Source organism: Halorubrum halophilum (assembly GCF_000739595.1).
In the GTDB taxonomy this organism is placed as follows: domain Archaea; phylum Halobacteriota; class Halobacteria; order Halobacteriales; family Haloferacaceae; genus Halorubrum; species Halorubrum halophilum.
This window is the reverse complement of sequence record NZ_BBJP01000040.1, coordinates 14,825-31,374: the sequence shown is the minus strand read 5'-3', so window position 1 is coordinate 31,374 and position 16,550 is coordinate 14,825. Positions and strand designations below refer to the sequence as shown.

Below are 16,550 nucleotides of genomic sequence, written 5' to 3'. Positions count from 1 at the left end.
CTAAACAACACAAATACACCGCGTTCGACGCACTCCGTGATGATGGCATCCGTCAGAGCGTGGTAGTAGTGCGTCTCACGGTCGGAGAGTTTCCGGCGCGCCCACATCGACTGCTCTGACGGGCCACTCTCTCCCTCGGTGTCGTACTCAGTTCTGGTGAAGTAGTGTTTGTCTTCTTTGAGCGAGTTACCGGGGTACAACACGTATTCGTCGGGGAATGCAACTGTGGCGATGTTTGTGATGCCGAGGTCGATCCCTGCCACGCCGTCGCCAGCCGAATCCGCCGTTTCGAGTTCGACCTTACAGACGAAGTGGAGTTCCCATTCGTCACCGTTCCAGACGGCACGAACGTTCTGGACCGCGTTGACCGCCGAGAGGTCAACGTCTGGCCGGGTCTGGTACTCGCAAAGCAGGAAGTCCGAGAAGTGTTCTTTCAGATTCGAGCCTTTCGAGAGTCGGACACGGTTGTTCTCGGGGTCGTGTTTGAACCCGTCTTCTTTGAACGTGACCGTACTGCGTGGTCGGGTGTCACCGTGTTTGCGGTAGCCGGGGGGATTCGCCCCACTGAACCTTTGTCGCAGATCGAACCATGACTGGAAAGCGTCAGAGAGTTCTTCGATGACTTTCTGACTGGATTGTGCGTTCAAATCTTTCCAGCACGGCTGGTTCTTCAGATACGATTTCAGCACACTACCGTTTGGGATTTCGCCGGTTACATCCCAGATACGGTCGGCTGTCCATCGTGCGACGTTCCAGATTTTCGAGGCGGAGTCTCCGAGCGAATCAAGGCCATCGTAGACCTGTTGCGGGTTCTCGATGGAACCAACGTAGGTGCGTGTGGCCTGAATCGCCATACATAGTCTATGTAGACAAACTTACTTAATGGTGTGGATCGGCATGGAATATCCGACCTGCTGTCCGTGATGGATCGTTTCGGTGTTGTCGGATTCACTCCCGGCGTAAACGCCGGGATTCTCTCCTCGTAGAAAGATAGTCGACAACGGCATCATCGCTGAGCAGTGTCGCGAGTTGCCAGCGCCTATATGTTTCCTATAAGTTATCGATACTCTGGTTGAGGTTACTGGAATATAGTATTGTGTAGTAATCCCAAAACCGTTATAGGCATGAGGCGGGTAGGGGCTACTGAGCAGAAATGTGCAAACAGCGAATTTCCGTGTCCGAAACTCAGAGGGTGAACCGATGGCAGGACTAGAGATTCCCACATGGGATCCGGAGACAGCCTTGCTTATCGGCACGATACTACTGGAAGCGATCGTGCTGTACGTGGGCTACGGTGGCCTCGAACGGCTCTTCGGGCCCTATCTGATGAAGGTCTTGGTCGGGGGTGAAGCCAATGCTCGATAGTCTCCTCGACGGCCTCGGGATCTTGGGAACCAGTCCTGAGATGCTGGCACTATTCGTCGGGTTCGGTCTTGTCGTCGGTGTCCTGTTCGGGTTCTTCGGCATGGGCGGGTCGTTTCTCGTCACCCCTGCACTGCTGATGCTAGATTACCCGGCGCCCGTCGCAGTGGGGAGCGGAATGGCGTTCGTCTTCGGGACGGCCGTCATCGCGACGTTGAAGCACCACGATCTCGGGCAGGTCGACTACAAGCTCGGCGTCATCATGATCACTGGGACGACAATCGGTATTGAGGCCGGCCGTGCCAGTGTCTATTACCTCGAGTCGTTAGGACTTGCTGGCGGTATCATCAGCGTCGCCTACGTGGTCCTACTCGGCGGTGTCGGGGCGATGGTGACTCGTGACGCGTTGAAGAATAATGGCGGCGGTGGTATCGATCACGAGGCTGCTGACAAAGACCTCGACGAGTACGAGATCCCAGAAATCGCCAAAACGATTCAGCAGACCGTTCGGATTCCGCCGATGGTGACGCTCCGCGGCGACGTCCGTGTCTCCGTGTGGGTTATCACCGCCGTCGCCTTCGCGACTGGTCTTCTGTCCGGCTTCCTCGGCGTCGGTGGTGGGTTCATCCGGATGCCGGCGATGATCTACGCCATCGGCGTCCCGGTACCCGTCGCCGTCGGGACCGACCTCTTCGAGATCGTCTTCTCCGGCGGTCTCGGAAGTTACCTCTACGGACAGGGCGGCGGCGTGAATCTCGGTATCGTCGTCCCGCTGTTGTTCGGGAGCGCACTCGGTGCGCGTATCGGTTCTGCTGCGACCGCCGTTGTCGACGCCGACGGCATCAAAATCTACTTCGGCGGGATGCTCCTGATCGGTGCCATTGCCGTGGGTATCGGCGAGGTCGGCTCCTACGTCGGAAGCCCGACGCTCGAGCTGGTCGGGCTGGTACTGGTTATCGGCGCAGCGGTTGTCGTCGCCTTCGCAATTCTGTACACGACAATTTCGTCGCTCCGGCAGAAGCGTCATCAGGGAACCACGGTTACCGACTGATCTGTTTTTCTGCCAACCCGCTACCCGGTCGGGTTAATTTGATTGTTTACAGAAGTTCGAGGAGAAAGCCTCGCGCTTCAGCGCGGGGAGGATGTCAATCCCTGGATCTCCCCAGATTGACGAGCAGCTGTTCACGCCTTTTTCTGTTTACCTCTCTTGGTTCACCGCAAACTTGTGCGAACTGTACAAAAGTCTTTTAATGGCTCAGTACGTACGTTGTTTCGATAACAATGCCAGATTCGATGTCTGAACAGCTCCGTCGGGACATGGAGTGCGAGGGGCTGCTGGAGTGTTTCCACGGTCTCAAAGAACTCGATAAGGAGTGCTTCCAGGCGCTCGTCGAGTCCGAAGAACCGCTGACCGTCGACGAAATCGCCGACGCAGTCGATCGTGAGCGCTCGACGGCCTACCGTGCCGTCCAACGGTTGCTGCAGACTGGTTTCATCGAGAAAGACCAGATCAACTACGACCAGGGTGGATACTACCACGTCTATTCGCCGACTGACCCCTCCAAGATCGCCGATGACATGCAGCGCCTGCTCAACGACTGGTACGCGAAGATGGGCCAGCTCATCCAAGAGTTCGAAACCAAGTACGAACAAACCGAAACTGCGGCTCCTGCAGCCGAAAGCTAACGCTCTTCTCTCTATCTCTGGTTCTAAGACTCCTCCCCGGTGCAGAATTCCACGCGATCTCGGGTTCCGATCGGCATTTCGGCCGATATCTGTATTAGGTAGTATTGTATATGTTCTACAAACTATTAATTGGCGCTGGTGCATACGTACTGGTGATGGCAACTGATACTGCATCAGACGCTGGCACCCCGTCCACAACCGAACCGCTGCACGTCGACGGGCAGTCCCAGCTCAACGACATCGTCACAGAGTGCTGTGTTGAATAGATTCTGAGTCACAGTTATAGCGGCTCACAAGTGGTTCTATGTTGGTAATGGCGAACATCAGGACAATTTCACGGAACTGTCGATACCAGCCCAGTGCTCGCACGGCATCGACGAGTGAGCGCTTCGTAGTCGAGTACGATGTTTCCGCCATCCAGCGCTGAGAGTAGCCATTTGCTCGGTTGAGTGCGTTGTTCGTGGTTGCTTTCGCCGACGAACCGCGGTAATGAACGAAATACTCAACATCATATGCGGCAATTTCGTACTCGGTGTGCCAGTCTTGGAAGCCGCTGTCTGCGGCGACAGACTGCAGGTCGTCCGCGTTTCGACGGACGACCTGCGGTCCGGTCTTCGTGTCGTGCTTCCACCGAGCTGTGATGTGAACCTCAAGAACAGCCAGCGATTCCACATCAGTCAATGTCGTCACTTTTAGCGTCTGTATCGTCCGTCCTGTCCGCTGGCGGAAGTACGATGACGCACGTCGGCGATCGAAGAACGTGCTGTCAAGAACAGCGTGGCCGGATTGCGGGTGCTGCTGCTGCTCGGAAACGCGCAGCAGCGCCCGCCACACCCACATTTTCAGCCGATCAAACGACTTGTAGATCGTCGTGTGAGCGGGGAGATCGTCCCGATCTAAGCCGAGAGCGTCACGCAGTTCAGCCATGTACTTCAGCCGATTCGGCGTTTCACGGTAGCTGTGGCCGTCTTCGAGCCGAAAACAGTGCAGGACGACGTGGACCCAGCGGGCGAACCCGCCGCTGGCGGGCTCGCCCGCATGCTTCCCTAACGCTTGTTTGGCTAGGTCACGACACTGCTCGATGAAGTCGAGGATGTCGATTTCCATGGCAGGTTCGATCTCCTCGGCTTCACCCTTCTAAACCGGTGAAGTCGGTAGATACGATCGCTATTCAACACAGCACTTTGATGCTATCTTCGATTCGCATCACGGCAGCTTGTGCGACAGTTGAGTACAGGTCGGTAAGCTCGTCCCACCAGTCTTTGAGGTTGGGTAGTTGATCGCGGACTTGGCGCACTCGCTGGTTGAGAGTTCCTGCTGAGTCAGGGATTTGCTCGAACTCGTTGAGCGCGTGGTTGTACAGTTGCCGACAGGTATCGCGGTGATAGTCCAACGTCTCTCGCTGGGATTCAGTCGGGTGGAGGCGATACCTGTAAGCGTAGTGTATTGATCACCCGTCGGGTTCCGATGTTCGGACGATTTTCACGTCTGCGCCACGCCAGTCTTTTGGGACGAGCACGTGAGCACCGTTACCAGTGGGTTTGACCTCGCCATCGATGACTTCGTGGCCTTCGATTTTCGTGTCTATCCTCCCAGTCGCCCGCCGGATCTCATGGTTTAAGTCCCAACCGTCCGAGAGTTTGACCACCACTTGCGGGGCCGAGTCGGGGAGCACCCGCGCTTCCGCTGTGCGACTCGCTCCGTCATCACACCCATGTCACCTCACACGTCCTCTCCGACGCAGGGCGGCCGCACGTCCCTCTCCGCCACAGATCGCACCGCGACTCGCGAACGCTCCTGCCGGCCGGACCGAGGACCGCAATGAGTCCCGGTCCTGGCCCCGTCGAGAGCCGGCTCCACGACGACGTGCCGATCGTCGACGCGGAGTCGGCGGCCGCCGCGATCGCTCCCGACGCAACAGTGCTCACGAGCGGCTTCGGAAGCGTCGGGTACCCGAAGGCGATCCCGCTCACGCTGGCGTCATCGCCCCGTGATCTGTCGCTCACCCTCGTCGCCAGCGGGAAGGTCGGCGACAAAATCGACGTCGAACTCGTCGGCTCCGGCCAAGTCGAGCGGCGCTTCTCTTACCAGTCCTCGCGGGTCGCCCGCGAGAAGACCGACACCCGAGAGATCGCCTTCAGCGACCGCAACGCCTCCTCGATCGGTGACGAGGTCCAGTACGGGGAACTCGTCGACCCCGACGTCGCCGTCGTCGAAGCTGTCGCCGTCGGCGAGGACTGGTTCATCCCCTCCACGTCGCTCGGGCAGGTCCCAGCGTTCGTCGAGGCCGCCAACACACTGTTCGTGGAGCTGAACCGCCACCAACCGCTCGAACTCCAGACGCTCCACGACGTGTACCGGCCTGACGCGCCCCCGAACCGAGGGCCGATACCGCTGTCGAACCCGGGCGAGCGCATCGGTACCGCGCACGTTGAGTTCGACTCCGAGAAGCTCGCGGGAGTCGTCGAGACGGACATGGCCGATTCGACGTACACGTTCCGCGACCCGACCGACGACGACCTCGCTATCGCCGCCAACCTCGGTTCGTTCCTCCGTCGCGAGATGGACCGATCCCCGGTGTTCGACGACGCGATCCACCTCCAGTTCGGCGTCGGATCGCTCGGTAACGCCCTGATGGGCGAGCTGAAGGAGATGGACTTCGGCGACCGCGACGTGGTGTACTTCGGCGAGCTCATCCAAGACGGGCTCTTCGACATGCTCGATGCCGGACGGCTGGAGTCCGCGAGCGCCACGTCGCTCGCGCTGACCGACGAGGGACAACAGCGTCTCTTCGATGATGTCGAGCGATACGCCGAGGACGTGGTGCTCCGACCGGCCGACATCTCCAACCACCCCAGCCTTATCAATCAGTTCGGCGTCGTCGGCGTCAACAGCGCCATCGAGGTCGACATCTACGGCAACGTCAACTCCACGCACGTCCATGGCGAGCGCATGATAAACGGCGTCGGCGGTTCGGCCGACTACAACCGGAACGCGCTCGTCACCGTCTGTGCGCTCCCCTCCACGCTGAACGACGGTGCAGTCTCGCGGATCGTCCCGCAGACCTTCCACGTCGATCACACCGAACACGACGTCGACATCTTCGTCACCGAGCAGGGCGTCGCCGACGTGCGCGGGCTATCGCCGGTTGAGCGCGCCGATCTGATCGTCGAGTGCTGCGCGCACCCCAAGTACGCACCGGAGCTTCGCTCGTACCTTGACGACGTTCGCGAGCGGGAGTACCACATTCCGCAGGACGTCGAGCGCGCGGCGGAGTGGTTCGAGTAACGGGGCCTCGCGAATCGCTCGTTACGGTTTAAAAAAAGAAGCGGACGATCCGACGCCGACTACGGCCTCACAGCACTTCGAGGAAGATGAGTAGCCACCAGACGTAGCCGACAGTGAGCGTGATCGCGGTGAGCAGTTCGAGGACGCCGACGTACTTCTCGCCGTGTGTCTTGCGGAACGCCTGGATCTTCTCGACCTGATTCCACGCCGGCATCAGGGGCTTCGGGACGATTTCGCCGAGGCCGCCCGCCTGTTGCATGGACTCTTCTGCGATTGACTCGGGAGAGTTGTCGTCGCTCATTGGCTTGCCTCCTTGCTGAACGGCAGTGAGAGACCGCGGATCATCACCTTCTCGGCGATGAAGACGGTGACGAAGACGCCGATCCCCGCGATCTTCGCGACGTTGCTCGGGTACGCCATGATGAGGACGCCGAGCGTTGCGAGCAGGGCGCGCGAGCCGATCTTCCGCCCGGGGCGCATCTCGAACGGGTAGTTGAGCCCGTAGATGATGGCCACCGCGCCGAGCAGCACGAGCAGCCCGACGTACAGCGTGTTGAGTCCGGGCTCCATCGAGATCAGACCGGGGTTGTAGACGAACGCGACCGGGAGGACGAACAGGGGTGCCGCGATCCGAATCGCGGCGCCACAGGTCCGCCAGAAGTTCGCCTCCGCGATCCCCGCCGCGATCACCGCCGCGGTCGCCACCGGTGGTGTGATACCCGCGAGGATGGCCGCGTAGAACATCGTGTAGTGGGCCGTGATGGGCGCAACGTTGAAGTCAGAGACGAAGGTCGGCACGATGAGGATGGCCACGATGACGTACGCGGCGACCGTCGGCATGCCGACGCCCATCAGGATGGCGACGACCATCCCGAGCAGCACCGCGAACAGCAGCACGCCGCCCGAGATGTTGATGAGCAGCAGCGCGATCTTCGCCGGGATGCCGGTCGTGCTGAACAGATTCACGACGCCGCTGATCACGACCAGGATGATTGCGATCGGCGCCAGGATGATGGCGCCGCGCCGGATCCCGTGGACGGTGTTTTTTACCTGGGTGACGAACTCCTCTCCGGGTCCGATCCCAGAGCTGTCCACGACCCGCTGGAGCGGCGGCATGAGCACGCCGGTGACCATCATCGCGACCACCGTGTACAGCGCAGATGTCATCACGGTGTACTGAACAACTCCGAGGAGGTAGATGAGTATCGCAAACGGGACGCCGAACCGGAGCGCCTCGAACACCTTCTTTTCCGTTGAGAGCTCGTCGTCGAAGAACTCGGAGAACTCCATCTCCTGGCTGCTGGTGTCGGAGATGGCGAGATAGTGGACCGCGATCGAGATCGACACGACCAGAATTGCGGCCGGCACGAGGCCGGCGACGACGATGTTGAGGTACGGGACCCCGAGGTACGACGCCATCACGAACGCGGACGCCCCCATCACCGGTGGGAGTACCTGTCCGGAAGTTGAGGCGACCGCCTCGATGCCGGCCGCGCGGTGACCCTTCATCCCCGCTTCCTGCATCGTCGGGATGGTGAACGAACCCGTCATAGCCGCGTTGGCGGTGTACGAACCGTTGATCGATCCGATGACCGCAGAGGAGAGCACGGCGGTCTGAGCGATCCCCGACTCGATGTACTTCGCCGCCACGATGGCGACCCGCAGGATGAGATCGAACGCGCCGTACGCGAACAGCAGGCCGGCGTACAGCAGGAACGGGGCGATCCACGAGGCCGTGATCTGCGTGAGGCTCCCGTAGAACCCGTACAGATCGGTGACCGTCGCCTGCAGCAGCGTCGCCTGATTCATCCCCGCGTGACCCAACACCCCCGGCACGAGATTCCCGAACATCGCGTACCCGAACACGGCGAAGATGAGCCCGAGAAACACGTTCCCGAACTCCCGCCACGTGAGGTACATCAGCGAGATGATGACGAGGCGCGCGAGCATGTACTCGTGTTCGAGCGCGTACCCCTGTCGTTGGAGATACACGTCTTGGAAGTTGATCGCGAAGAACGCCGACGCGGTCATCAGCGCCAGCGACGCCGGAATCAACACGGCGCCGTCGATCCAGTCGCCGTCCGCAATTGCGAGCCGCGTCTCGTTGAGCGCGTACACCGTCAGGATGCCGCCGACGAACGCGGTGGCGTAGCGCACCTGCGAGATCACCTGCGTCTGCGCCCAGGCGAGGACGCCGACCCAGAACAGCAGCGCCGCCGCCGTCACGACCACGTCGAGCCCCCGCAGTAGCCCGGATTCGTGTTCCGTCGCGTCCGTTTCCGTGCTCATTGGCGCCAGCGTACGTTAGAGAGGATGTTCGTCCACCCGGGCGTGTCTGATCGTATCATGGTTGATCGTGTCATTATTGGTGTCTGGGTTGTCGGTTACGCGTTCGATGATTTTAAATTACTGATCGGTACGTCCGAAGAGCGGGGAGGAAAGACGGGTTACCGGCCGATCAGGCGCTGTCTCCTTCGGTCAGGCTGTCGTCCCACGCGTCGTTGTCCTGGTAGTACTGTACCGCACCGCGGTGGACCGGGATATTCTCGCGTGCCGAGCCGAGCATGTCGGCGGTGGACTCGAAGTCATTGAACTGTGCTTCGCCCTCGTTGACCGTGTCGTTGTGCTCGTCGACGACGCGACACAGTTCGTAGACGGCGTCAGGGTTCGCCTCAGGGTTGAACGTGTAGTTGACCTCGAGGTTCCAGTGGAACACCTCGTCAGTGCCGATGTCGGCGTCAGCGATGGGCCACTCGTCGTAGCTCGTGGTTCCGGTCCCGGCGCCCGGGTACGACCCAGCGGACTCCATGAGTGCGTCCGTCGGCTCGACGTAGTGGATGTCAATGCGGGAAGCGATCTCTTGAACGAACCCGGTGTACCGCACGCCGGGCGTCCCGTATGCGATACAGGCATCGATGTTGCCCTCCTCCATCGCGCCGGGCGCGGAGTCGACACCCATATTCTGAATGTTCATCTGGTCATAGACGTCCGCGGTCGGTTCCTGCGACCAGACATCGAGCGTCGTCGCGCGCGTCGAGTATCCCGGCTCCGCAGGATAAACATTGGCTCCGGCGAGGTCGTCGAACGTCTCGATCCCCGTGCCGTCGCGGGCGATGACGTAGATACTGTACGGGAACGCGTAGAAACCGTACTGCGGGATGCGCTCGACGCCCTGTTCCTCGAATGCGCCAGTGTCGTCGATCGCCTTCGACAGCGAGTTGTTGTCGGTGATGCCGGCGTTGAACTGGTTGTTGGCCATCCGGCGGATCGTCCCGACGTAGCCCGGGCTCTCGATCGTCGAGTAGCTCAGGGTGTCGCTCTCCTGGCTCACCGCGCGCTCGACGGCGAGTCCAACGTCCTGGGTCCCGCCGGCCGACGTCCCGACGCGCAGCGAGAGTTCTCCGCTGCCGCCGTCAGAGCCGTCAGAGCCGTCAGAGCCGTCAGAGCCGTCAGAGCCGTCAGAGCCGTCAGAGCCGTCGGAACCGTCGCCGCCGCCCCCACCGCTACAGCCGGCGAGTCCAGCAATGCCTACCGCGCCGGTACCATACAGGAACTTCCGTCGATTTACTGAGCCGTCTGTCATGCTCAACCGTGAGCAATAACCCCACCAATAACAATGTATCTGTTTGTTTCAATTCAAATGCAAGGAATATTCTTCGTCGTGGCGTCCTCCTCACATATTTTCCGATTGTAATAAATTTTCTACACTATCGGATCGGGGCGAGTTTCTCACGCGCTCCGGCCGAGATTCACTCGTCGAGCGTCACCGTCACCGGTCGGTCAGCCGCGAGGAGTACCGACTGGGTCGTGCTTCCGAACAGCGCTTTGCCAGTCGGACTCCGCCGCCGCCCGGCCATCGTAATGCTGTCGACGCCGAGTTCCTCCGCCACGTCGATGATCGCCTCCGCCGGCTCGCCGTGTTCGCGCCGTCTGGACACGGAGACGCCGGCCTCTGTCAGTCGTTCCTCGACGGCGTCGACGCTGTCGGGGTAGTTTTCCTCGTTCCACACATTCTCCGAGTCGACACGACCGCCTTCGCCGCTGACCTCGAACCCCTCGTAGACGTTGAGTATCTCCACTTCGACCTCGGACGCGGCGTTCGGCAACGAGATCACAGCCTCGGCCGCGGACAGCGCGTGTTCGACATCGCCGCCGACGGGAAGCAGTACGCGGTACATGTGAGTCCTTAACCGAACACCGGGTAATAAATGTGCGTCCCGGAAGAATCGTCGATCCCTTACCGCGTGACCGGCGCGGTGACGGTCCCGATCGACTCGACGACCGCCCGCACCTCGTCGCCGGGCTCGATGTGTGCGGCGCCGGGCGTCCCCGTGCTGAACAGGTCTCCAGGCTCCAGCGTCATCACGTCGGAGTGGAATGAGACGATCTCCGACGGGGGGAACAGCATGTTCCGGATCTCGTTTTCGGCCCGCACCTCGCCGTTGACCTCCGTCTGCACGGAGAGGGCGTCGAGGTCGAGCGTCTCCTCCGGGACCGCGAGCGCGGCGCCGGGAACGAGGAAGGTGTCGTAGCTCTTCGCCCGCGTGAGGAACCGGGGATTCCGCTGGAGGACGTCCTCGGCGGTCATATCGATGACGGGGAGGAAGCCGGCCACCACGTCCTCGAAGGCCGCCTCTTCGACGTTCCGGCACGTGCGCCCCATCACGACGGCCAGCTCTGCTTCGGCTGTCACCCGCTCGCTCTGTGACTCCGGCGGCAGGCGGATCGGCCCGCTCGGTCCCGTCAGCACCGACGACGGCTTCATGAAGCTCGCCGGCTCCTCGGGGCGCTGCTCGTCGAGGTCGCCGGCGTGTTCTGCGTAGTTCAGCCCGATCCCCCAGAGCTTCCCGAACGACTCTAAGGGCGGGCCGAACGACAGTTCCGCGGCCGGGACGGGGTCGGCGGTCGCGTCGGCGACGTTGCCGAGTGTGCCCGCGGCGGCGCGCGGGAGCGCGTCACGGACGCTTCCCAGATCGGGTTCGACGGCGCCGAGAGGGACGTACCCCTCGCCGTCGCCGAGCAGCGGGTCGCCGGTCGCCGTGTGTGCGAGGTACTTCATCGATCGGTCACTCCTCGCGGTCCGTCCAGAAGTCGAACGAGCGCCCGGGCGCGAACACGTCGAGGCCGACGGCGAGCTCGTCGCCAGTGTTCTCGACGCGGTGGGTCTCGTTGGACGACAAGAGGACGGAGTCGTTCTTTTGCAGGGTCACCTCGTCGTCCTCGGTCGCGACCGTGAGCTCGCCCTCTAAGCAGAGACACACCTGCTCGTTCTCGTGGTCGTGCATCGGGGAGCTGTGGCCTGGCGGCTTCTCGAACCACTCGAATGAGAACTGGTCGCTGCCCGCCATCGACACGCGCCGCCAGCCGTCCTCCGGCTCGTACGTCTTCGCCTCGTCGAACGCGACCGGCTTCATAGGTTCGCCCCAGTGGAACCGCCGTCGATCGGAAGCGCGGTGCCGTTGATGTACCCCGACTTCGGCGACGAGAGGAACGCGACGGTGTTGCCGAGCTCCATCGGGTCGCCGATGCGCTCGAGGGGGCTCCCCGCCCAGTCGTCGAGCCCTTCCTCGTAGGAGTCGTAGTCACCCCGCTCGACGGCGACTTCGACGAGTTCGCGGATCCGGCTTGTCTCGTGGGGGCCCGGCAGGACCGCGTTCGCGCGCACCTCCGGCGCGAACTCCTTCGAGAGGGTCTTCTCTAACCCGATGACGCCCATCCGGACGGCGTTCGACAGCACGAGGCTGTCGAGGGCCTCCTTGACGCTGCGGGAGGTGATGTTGACGATGGTGCCGCCGTCGGCCTCCTTCAGGTGCGGATACGACTCTCGGGCCAGTCGGACGACGCTCATCACGAGCAGGTCGTAGGCGTGCTGCCAGTCCTCGTCGTTGGTGTCGAGGAACGCCCCCGACGGCGGACCGCCCGCGCTCGTCACGAGGTGGTCGATCGTGCCGAACTCGTCGACGGTCGCCTCGACGAGGGCCGCCACTTCGTCGGCTTCGGTCAGGTCGGCGGAGTGGGCGACAACCTCACCGGTCGCGACCGCCTCGACCTCCGCTTTCGCGTCCGCCAGTCGCTCCGCGTCGCGCCCGTTGATGACGACGTCGGCGCCCTCGCGGGCCAGTGCCTTCGCTGATGCTTTGCCGAGTCCGCTGGACGATGCTGTGACGAGCGCCGCGTTCCCGTCGATCTGTAGGTCCATACCCGATCAATTCCGAGTATCGGCTGAAAACGTTTCTCTATAGGCAAGGCAACTGATCCCGCACCGGAGACGCGACCGACCCTGACTGCGCGTCGACAGCGCCGAGCGGAAATCTGACTGCTACGCGTCCGGATCCCTGTCCGTCGTCGCCTCGAAGCGCGCCGTCCCGTCGTCGAACGCCACCGTCTCGCGCCCCACCACCCGCGCCGCCTCGGGGAGGTCGTCGACGACGGCGTCGGAGACGCGGAGCTGGCCGAGGTCTTCGGTGTTCCGGATCCAGACGATCCGAACCGTCTCGGGGTCGTAGCCGCCGAGCGCAGCCGCCCCGGTCCGGAGCGCGAACTCGTCGTCGGGCGCCACGACGGGGAGCTTCGACTTCGAGAGCGACCCGCTGGTGAGCGCGTTCGCGTACGTCTTCTTCATGTCGAGCTGATCGACCGCGGCCCGCCGGGTGAGGTCGGCGAGCCCGATCCCGTTGCCGTTCCCCTTCGTCGCCTCGGTGAGTCCCCGGACGTAGATGAGGTCGATGTCGGGCGTCTCCGGGTCGGGCGCGTTGAGGACGCGGTAGCGACCGATGACGTTCGTGTCCATGCCGGCGCCCGAGATCTCCTTGCCGATCTCGTCGACGACGAGCAGGTCGACGTCGTCGACCGGGAGCGTCGGCATCTCCTCGTACGCGCGCTCCAGCAGCTCCGGCTCGCGGTCGAGGAACGAGCCGGCGGGAACCACCTCCAGGTGGCCGATCTCCTCCTCGAAGTTCTCGACCAGCGCGAGCCCGCCGATCAGCGGCGTCTCGCGCTCGATGACGTCGAGGGCCGCCGTCAGCGTCTCGACATATCCCTCGGCGATCGCCGTCGAGTGGAACGACTTCGCGCCGCGCTGCTTGCCGAGGCCGACGACGGTCATCTTCGCGAGCCCGCTCTCCACCGGCCCGGTGAAGTTGGTGTGGGCCTTCACGCGGTTCACCACGAGGACGGCGTCGGCCGCGAGCGCCGCCTCCGAGAAGTACACCGGCATGTCGGCCTCGCCCACCGAGACCGTCGCCAGCTCTTCGGCCGCCATGCGCGCGTCGATCGGCGCGCCGACCGTCTCCTCGGTGATCCCGAGCGCCGCCAGCACCTCGCGCTGCCCCTCGGAGGTCGCGCCGCCGTGGCTGCCCATCGCCGGCACCACCACGGGGTCGAACCCCCGCTCGGCGATCCGGTCGACGACCGCCGCCGCGACCTCGTCGATCCGGTCGATCCCGCGGCTGCCGACCCCGACGGCCACGGTCGCGCCCGCGGGGAGCCCGTCGAGGTCGAGTACGTCGAGTTCGTCGCGGGCCGCCCCGACGGGATCGTCGAGGCGCTCCGTCCGCGGCTCGTACCGCACCCGCGCGAACTCCGGAAGCGGCTGCGGATCGATGAGGTGGTTGACGTCACGTCGGTCGGGGAACTCCATGTGGGGTCCCTCGCGGCGCCGGTACAAAAACTGCGGGTGAGGCGGCAGGTGGCACGCGTGTCGTCGAGCCGGCAGGCACTGAGGGGCTTGCCGATACAGCGGACTACTTGTACCCGTGTGACGCCGCTGCACACATGGAGATAACCGAAGTCGAGTCGTTTCCGATCAAGCTCCCGCTGGAGTCGCCGGTGTCGTTCTCCAACCGGACGCTCACCTATCGGGACCACGCGATCACGTACGTCAGGACTGACACCGGCCACGAGGGGGTCGGCTACTCGCTCGGGTACGAGGGAGCCGGCCTTATCGCCGACGCGGTCGAGTCGATGCTCGAACCGCTGCTCGTCGGCGAGGACCCCCGCGACACCGAGCGACTGTGGCACAAGATGTACAACGGCAACGTCCAGATCGGTCGCACCGGCCTCTTCTTGCGCGCGATTTCGACCGTCGACATCGCGCTCTGGGACGTGAAGGCGAAAGCCGCAGAGATGCCGCTCCACAAGCTGCTCGGCGGCCACTCGGATTCGGTGCCGTCGTACGCCAGCGGCGGCTACTACCGCGACGAGAAGGGCCACGAGGCACTTCGCGGCGAGATGCGGCGCTACCTCGACGAGGGCCACGACATCGTGAAGATGAAGGTCGGCCGCCTGTCGGCCGACGAGGAGGTCGAGCGCGTCGCCGCGGTGCGCGACGAGATCGGCGACGAGCGCACCCTCCTGCTCGACGCCAACGGCGTCTGGGGGTCCTCCACGGAGGCGCTCCGCAACTGCCGGGCGTTCGAACCGTACGACCCGTACTTCATCGAGGAGCCCGTAATGATCGACCGCGTCGATACGATGGCCGAGGTGAACGACGGGATCGACTACCCCGTCGCCACCGGCGAACTGGAGGGAACCCGACACAACTTCGCGCGGCTCGTCGACTCCGGCGCGGCGACGATCCTCCAGCCCGACGTCACCGTCTGCGGCGGGGTCACAGAGTGGTTGAAGATCGCTCACTACGCGTCGGCGTACGACGTGCAGATCGCGCCCCACTACAACTGGAACATCCACGCGTCGCTGTTAGGCGCCATCGAGAACGGCCTCTGGGTGGAGTATTTCTACCGCGACATGGACGTGAAGGCGTTCGACGACGTCGTCGCCGACCCGGTGAAGCCGGGCGACGACGGCACCATCGAACTGCCAGACCGACCCGGCCACGGCGTCCCGATCGACAAAGACGCGCTCGCGAAATTCGCCGACGACTGAGCCCTGACAGACACAATTCAGATATACATGAGAGATTACTCTGACCAGATCGCCACCCGCGACCCGGACCGAGACGTACAGATCACCGGCCTCGACGCCTGCGTCGTCGAGGGGAACTTCGAGTGGAACCTGATCAAAGTGGAGACGGACGCCGGCGTTACCGGCATCGGCGAGGCGTACCGGGGCGGCGGCGTCCCGGACCTCGTCGAGTACACGAACCGGTTCCTCGTGGGCGAGAACCCGCTCGACGTCGAGCGGCTCGTTCACTACATCTTCCAGGAGATGTCGGGCCACGGCGGCACGACCGGGAAGGTCGTCACCGCGGCGTCGGGCATCGAGATCGCGCTGTTGGACGCGGCCGGGAAGATCCTCGACCTCCCCGTCTACCAGCTGCTCGGCTCGAAGTACCGCGACGAGGTCCGGCTCTACTGCGACTGCCACGCCGGCGAGGCGTATGCGGTCGAGGACGGCGCGACCGCCTACGCCGGGGCCGAGGCGTACTCCCCTGAGGCGTACGCCGCTGAGGCCGCCCGCGTTACCGACATGGGCTTTTCGGCGCTGAAGTTCGACCTCGACCTCCCGGCCGACAACGAGAACGACCCGTACAACGGGCGCCTGAACAATGCCGCGATCCGGGAGAAGAAGGAGATCGTCGCGGCCGTGCGCGACGAGATCGGCTACGACATCGACCTCGCCTTCGACTGCCACTGGGACTACTCCGTCGAGAGCGCGAAGCGGCTCGCCCACGAGTTAGAGGAGTTCGACCTGATGTGGTTGGAGGACTTGATCCCGCCGGAGAACATGGACGCCCAGAAGGAGGTGACGAAGGCGACGCGGACGCCCGTCGCGACCGGCGAGAACAGGTTCCGCGTGTTCGAGCTGTCGAACCTGATCTACGACCATGGTATCGACGTCGTCACCCCCGACCCGGCGACGGTCGGCGGGCTCACGGAGACGATGCGGATCGCCGACCGCGCCGAGGAGAACTACATGCCGATGTCCCCGCACAACGTCTGCAGCCCGGTGGGGACAATGGCCTGCGTCCATCTCGGCGCGGCCACCCCGAACTTCGACCTCTTGGAGTACCACGCCCTGGAGGTCGACTGGTGGGACGACCTGCTGGTGCGCGACAAGCCGCTGATCGAAGACGGTCGCATCGCGGTGCCGGAGGCGCCCGGTCTCGGAATCGAACTCGACGAGGCCGTCGTCGAAGAACACCTGCTCGACGGGACCGAGGGGTTCTGAGGCGGGGGATTCCGAGCCGGAACTCCGCCTCCACGCGCGACCCCGGCGTCCCGATCGCCGGAGACTATGGTTATTTATCGCTGCGA

16 protein-coding genes and 2 pseudogenes are annotated in these 16,550 nt (G+C 63.2%); 6 read left to right on the top strand and 12 right to left on the bottom strand.

The window, feature by feature from the left end:
• Positions 1 to 854 (bottom strand): transposase (locus ACP96_RS13450; RefSeq protein WP_050033681.1); only part of this gene is annotated, 854 nt, incomplete at its 3' end.
• A 346-nt stretch (positions 855 to 1,200) separates the two neighbouring features.
• On the opposite strand from ACP96_RS13450, the gene ACP96_RS19330 reads away from it, so the two are divergent.
• From ACP96_RS19330 to ACP96_RS13440, 3 genes are all read left to right on the top strand, one after another.
• A complete protein-coding gene (locus tag ACP96_RS19330) occupies positions 1,201 to 1,365 on the top strand; it encodes a DUF7512 family protein (protein ID WP_202593957.1) in 165 nt (54 codons plus the stop codon).
• Entirely contained in the window at positions 1,355 to 2,413 is a 1,059-nt protein-coding gene (locus ACP96_RS13445; RefSeq protein ID WP_050023020.1) for a sulfite exporter TauE/SafE family protein, read from the top strand. Before ACP96_RS19330 ends, ACP96_RS13445 begins: the two co-directional genes overlap by 11 nt.
• Positions 2,414 to 2,643: 230 nt before the next feature.
• Entirely contained in the window at positions 2,644 to 3,048 is a 405-nt protein-coding gene (locus ACP96_RS13440) for a helix-turn-helix domain-containing protein (protein WP_050023022.1), read from the top strand.
• Between the two features lie 280 nt (positions 3,049 to 3,328).
• On the opposite strand, the pseudogene ACP96_RS13435 reads toward ACP96_RS13440, so the two are convergent.
• From ACP96_RS13435 to ACP96_RS17945, 3 genes and pseudogenes are all read right to left on the bottom strand, one after another.
• A pseudogene (locus ACP96_RS13435) lies at positions 3,329 to 4,155 on the bottom strand (IS5 family transposase).
• Between the two features lie 70 nt (positions 4,156 to 4,225).
• Positions 4,226 to 4,495 (bottom strand): annotated as a pseudogene (locus tag ACP96_RS17950) (helix-turn-helix domain-containing protein); the annotation flags it as partial.
• Positions 4,496 to 4,498: 3 nt separating this feature from the next.
• A complete protein-coding gene (locus ACP96_RS17945; protein ID WP_235271290.1) occupies positions 4,499 to 4,636 on the bottom strand; it encodes a DUF2080 family transposase-associated protein in 138 nt (45 codons plus the stop codon).
• A 233-nt stretch (positions 4,637 to 4,869) separates the two neighbouring features.
• Here ACP96_RS17945 and ACP96_RS13430 point away from each other — a divergent pair, with 233 nt between their 5' ends.
• A complete protein-coding gene (locus ACP96_RS13430; protein ID WP_050033679.1) occupies positions 4,870 to 6,336 on the top strand; it encodes an acetyl-CoA hydrolase/transferase C-terminal domain-containing protein in 1,467 nt (488 codons plus the stop codon).
• 67 nt (positions 6,337 to 6,403) lie between these two features.
• Here the strand turns inward: ACP96_RS13430 and ACP96_RS13425 are convergent, their stop codons facing one another.
• The 8 genes from ACP96_RS13425 to ACP96_RS13390 form a co-directional block, all read right to left on the bottom strand.
• On the bottom strand, positions 6,404 to 6,637 hold the full coding sequence (locus ACP96_RS13425; protein ID WP_080509874.1) for a hypothetical protein: 234 nt from the start codon (positions 6,635 to 6,637) through the stop codon (positions 6,404 to 6,406).
• A complete protein-coding gene (locus ACP96_RS13420; RefSeq protein ID WP_050033678.1) occupies positions 6,634 to 8,625 on the bottom strand; it encodes a TRAP transporter permease in 1,992 nt (663 codons plus the stop codon). Before ACP96_RS13420 ends, ACP96_RS13425 begins: the two co-directional genes overlap by 4 nt.
• 169 nt (positions 8,626 to 8,794) lie before the next feature.
• Positions 8,795 to 9,919, bottom strand: a complete 1,125-nt coding sequence (locus ACP96_RS13415; RefSeq protein ID WP_050033677.1) for a TAXI family TRAP transporter solute-binding subunit — start codon at positions 9,917 to 9,919, stop codon at positions 8,795 to 8,797.
• A gap of 166 nt (positions 9,920 to 10,085) precedes the next feature.
• A complete protein-coding gene (locus ACP96_RS13410; RefSeq protein WP_050023035.1) occupies positions 10,086 to 10,514 on the bottom strand; it encodes a universal stress protein in 429 nt (142 codons plus the stop codon).
• A gap of 59 nt (positions 10,515 to 10,573) precedes the next feature.
• A complete protein-coding gene (locus ACP96_RS13405; protein WP_050033676.1) occupies positions 10,574 to 11,395 on the bottom strand; it encodes a fumarylacetoacetate hydrolase family protein in 822 nt (273 codons plus the stop codon).
• Between the two features lie 7 nt (positions 11,396 to 11,402).
• Positions 11,403 to 11,750 (bottom strand): cupin domain-containing protein, encoded by a 348-nt coding sequence (locus ACP96_RS13400; protein ID WP_050023039.1) that lies wholly within the window; start codon positions 11,748 to 11,750, stop codon positions 11,403 to 11,405.
• On the bottom strand, positions 11,747 to 12,535 hold the full coding sequence (locus ACP96_RS13395; RefSeq protein ID WP_050023041.1) for an SDR family oxidoreductase: 789 nt from the start codon (positions 12,533 to 12,535) through the stop codon (positions 11,747 to 11,749). Before ACP96_RS13395 ends, ACP96_RS13400 begins: the two co-directional genes overlap by 4 nt.
• Positions 12,536 to 12,655: 120 nt before the next feature.
• Entirely contained in the window at positions 12,656 to 13,975 is a 1,320-nt protein-coding gene (locus ACP96_RS13390) for a DUF362 domain-containing protein (RefSeq protein WP_050033675.1), read from the bottom strand.
• Positions 13,976 to 14,109: 134 nt separating this feature from the next.
• On the opposite strand from ACP96_RS13390, the gene ACP96_RS13385 reads away from it, so the two are divergent.
• Positions 14,110 to 15,219, top strand: a complete 1,110-nt coding sequence (locus tag ACP96_RS13385) for a mandelate racemase/muconate lactonizing enzyme family protein (protein WP_050023044.1) — start codon at positions 14,110 to 14,112, stop codon at positions 15,217 to 15,219.
• A 27-nt stretch (positions 15,220 to 15,246) separates the two neighbouring features.
• Positions 15,247 to 16,464 carry a mandelate racemase/muconate lactonizing enzyme family protein gene (locus ACP96_RS13380; protein ID WP_050033674.1) on the top strand — a complete coding sequence of 406 codons (1,218 nt, stop codon included), beginning with the start codon at positions 15,247 to 15,249 and terminating at the stop codon, positions 16,462 to 16,464.
• The last annotated feature ends 86 nt before the right edge of the window (positions 16,465 to 16,550 follow it).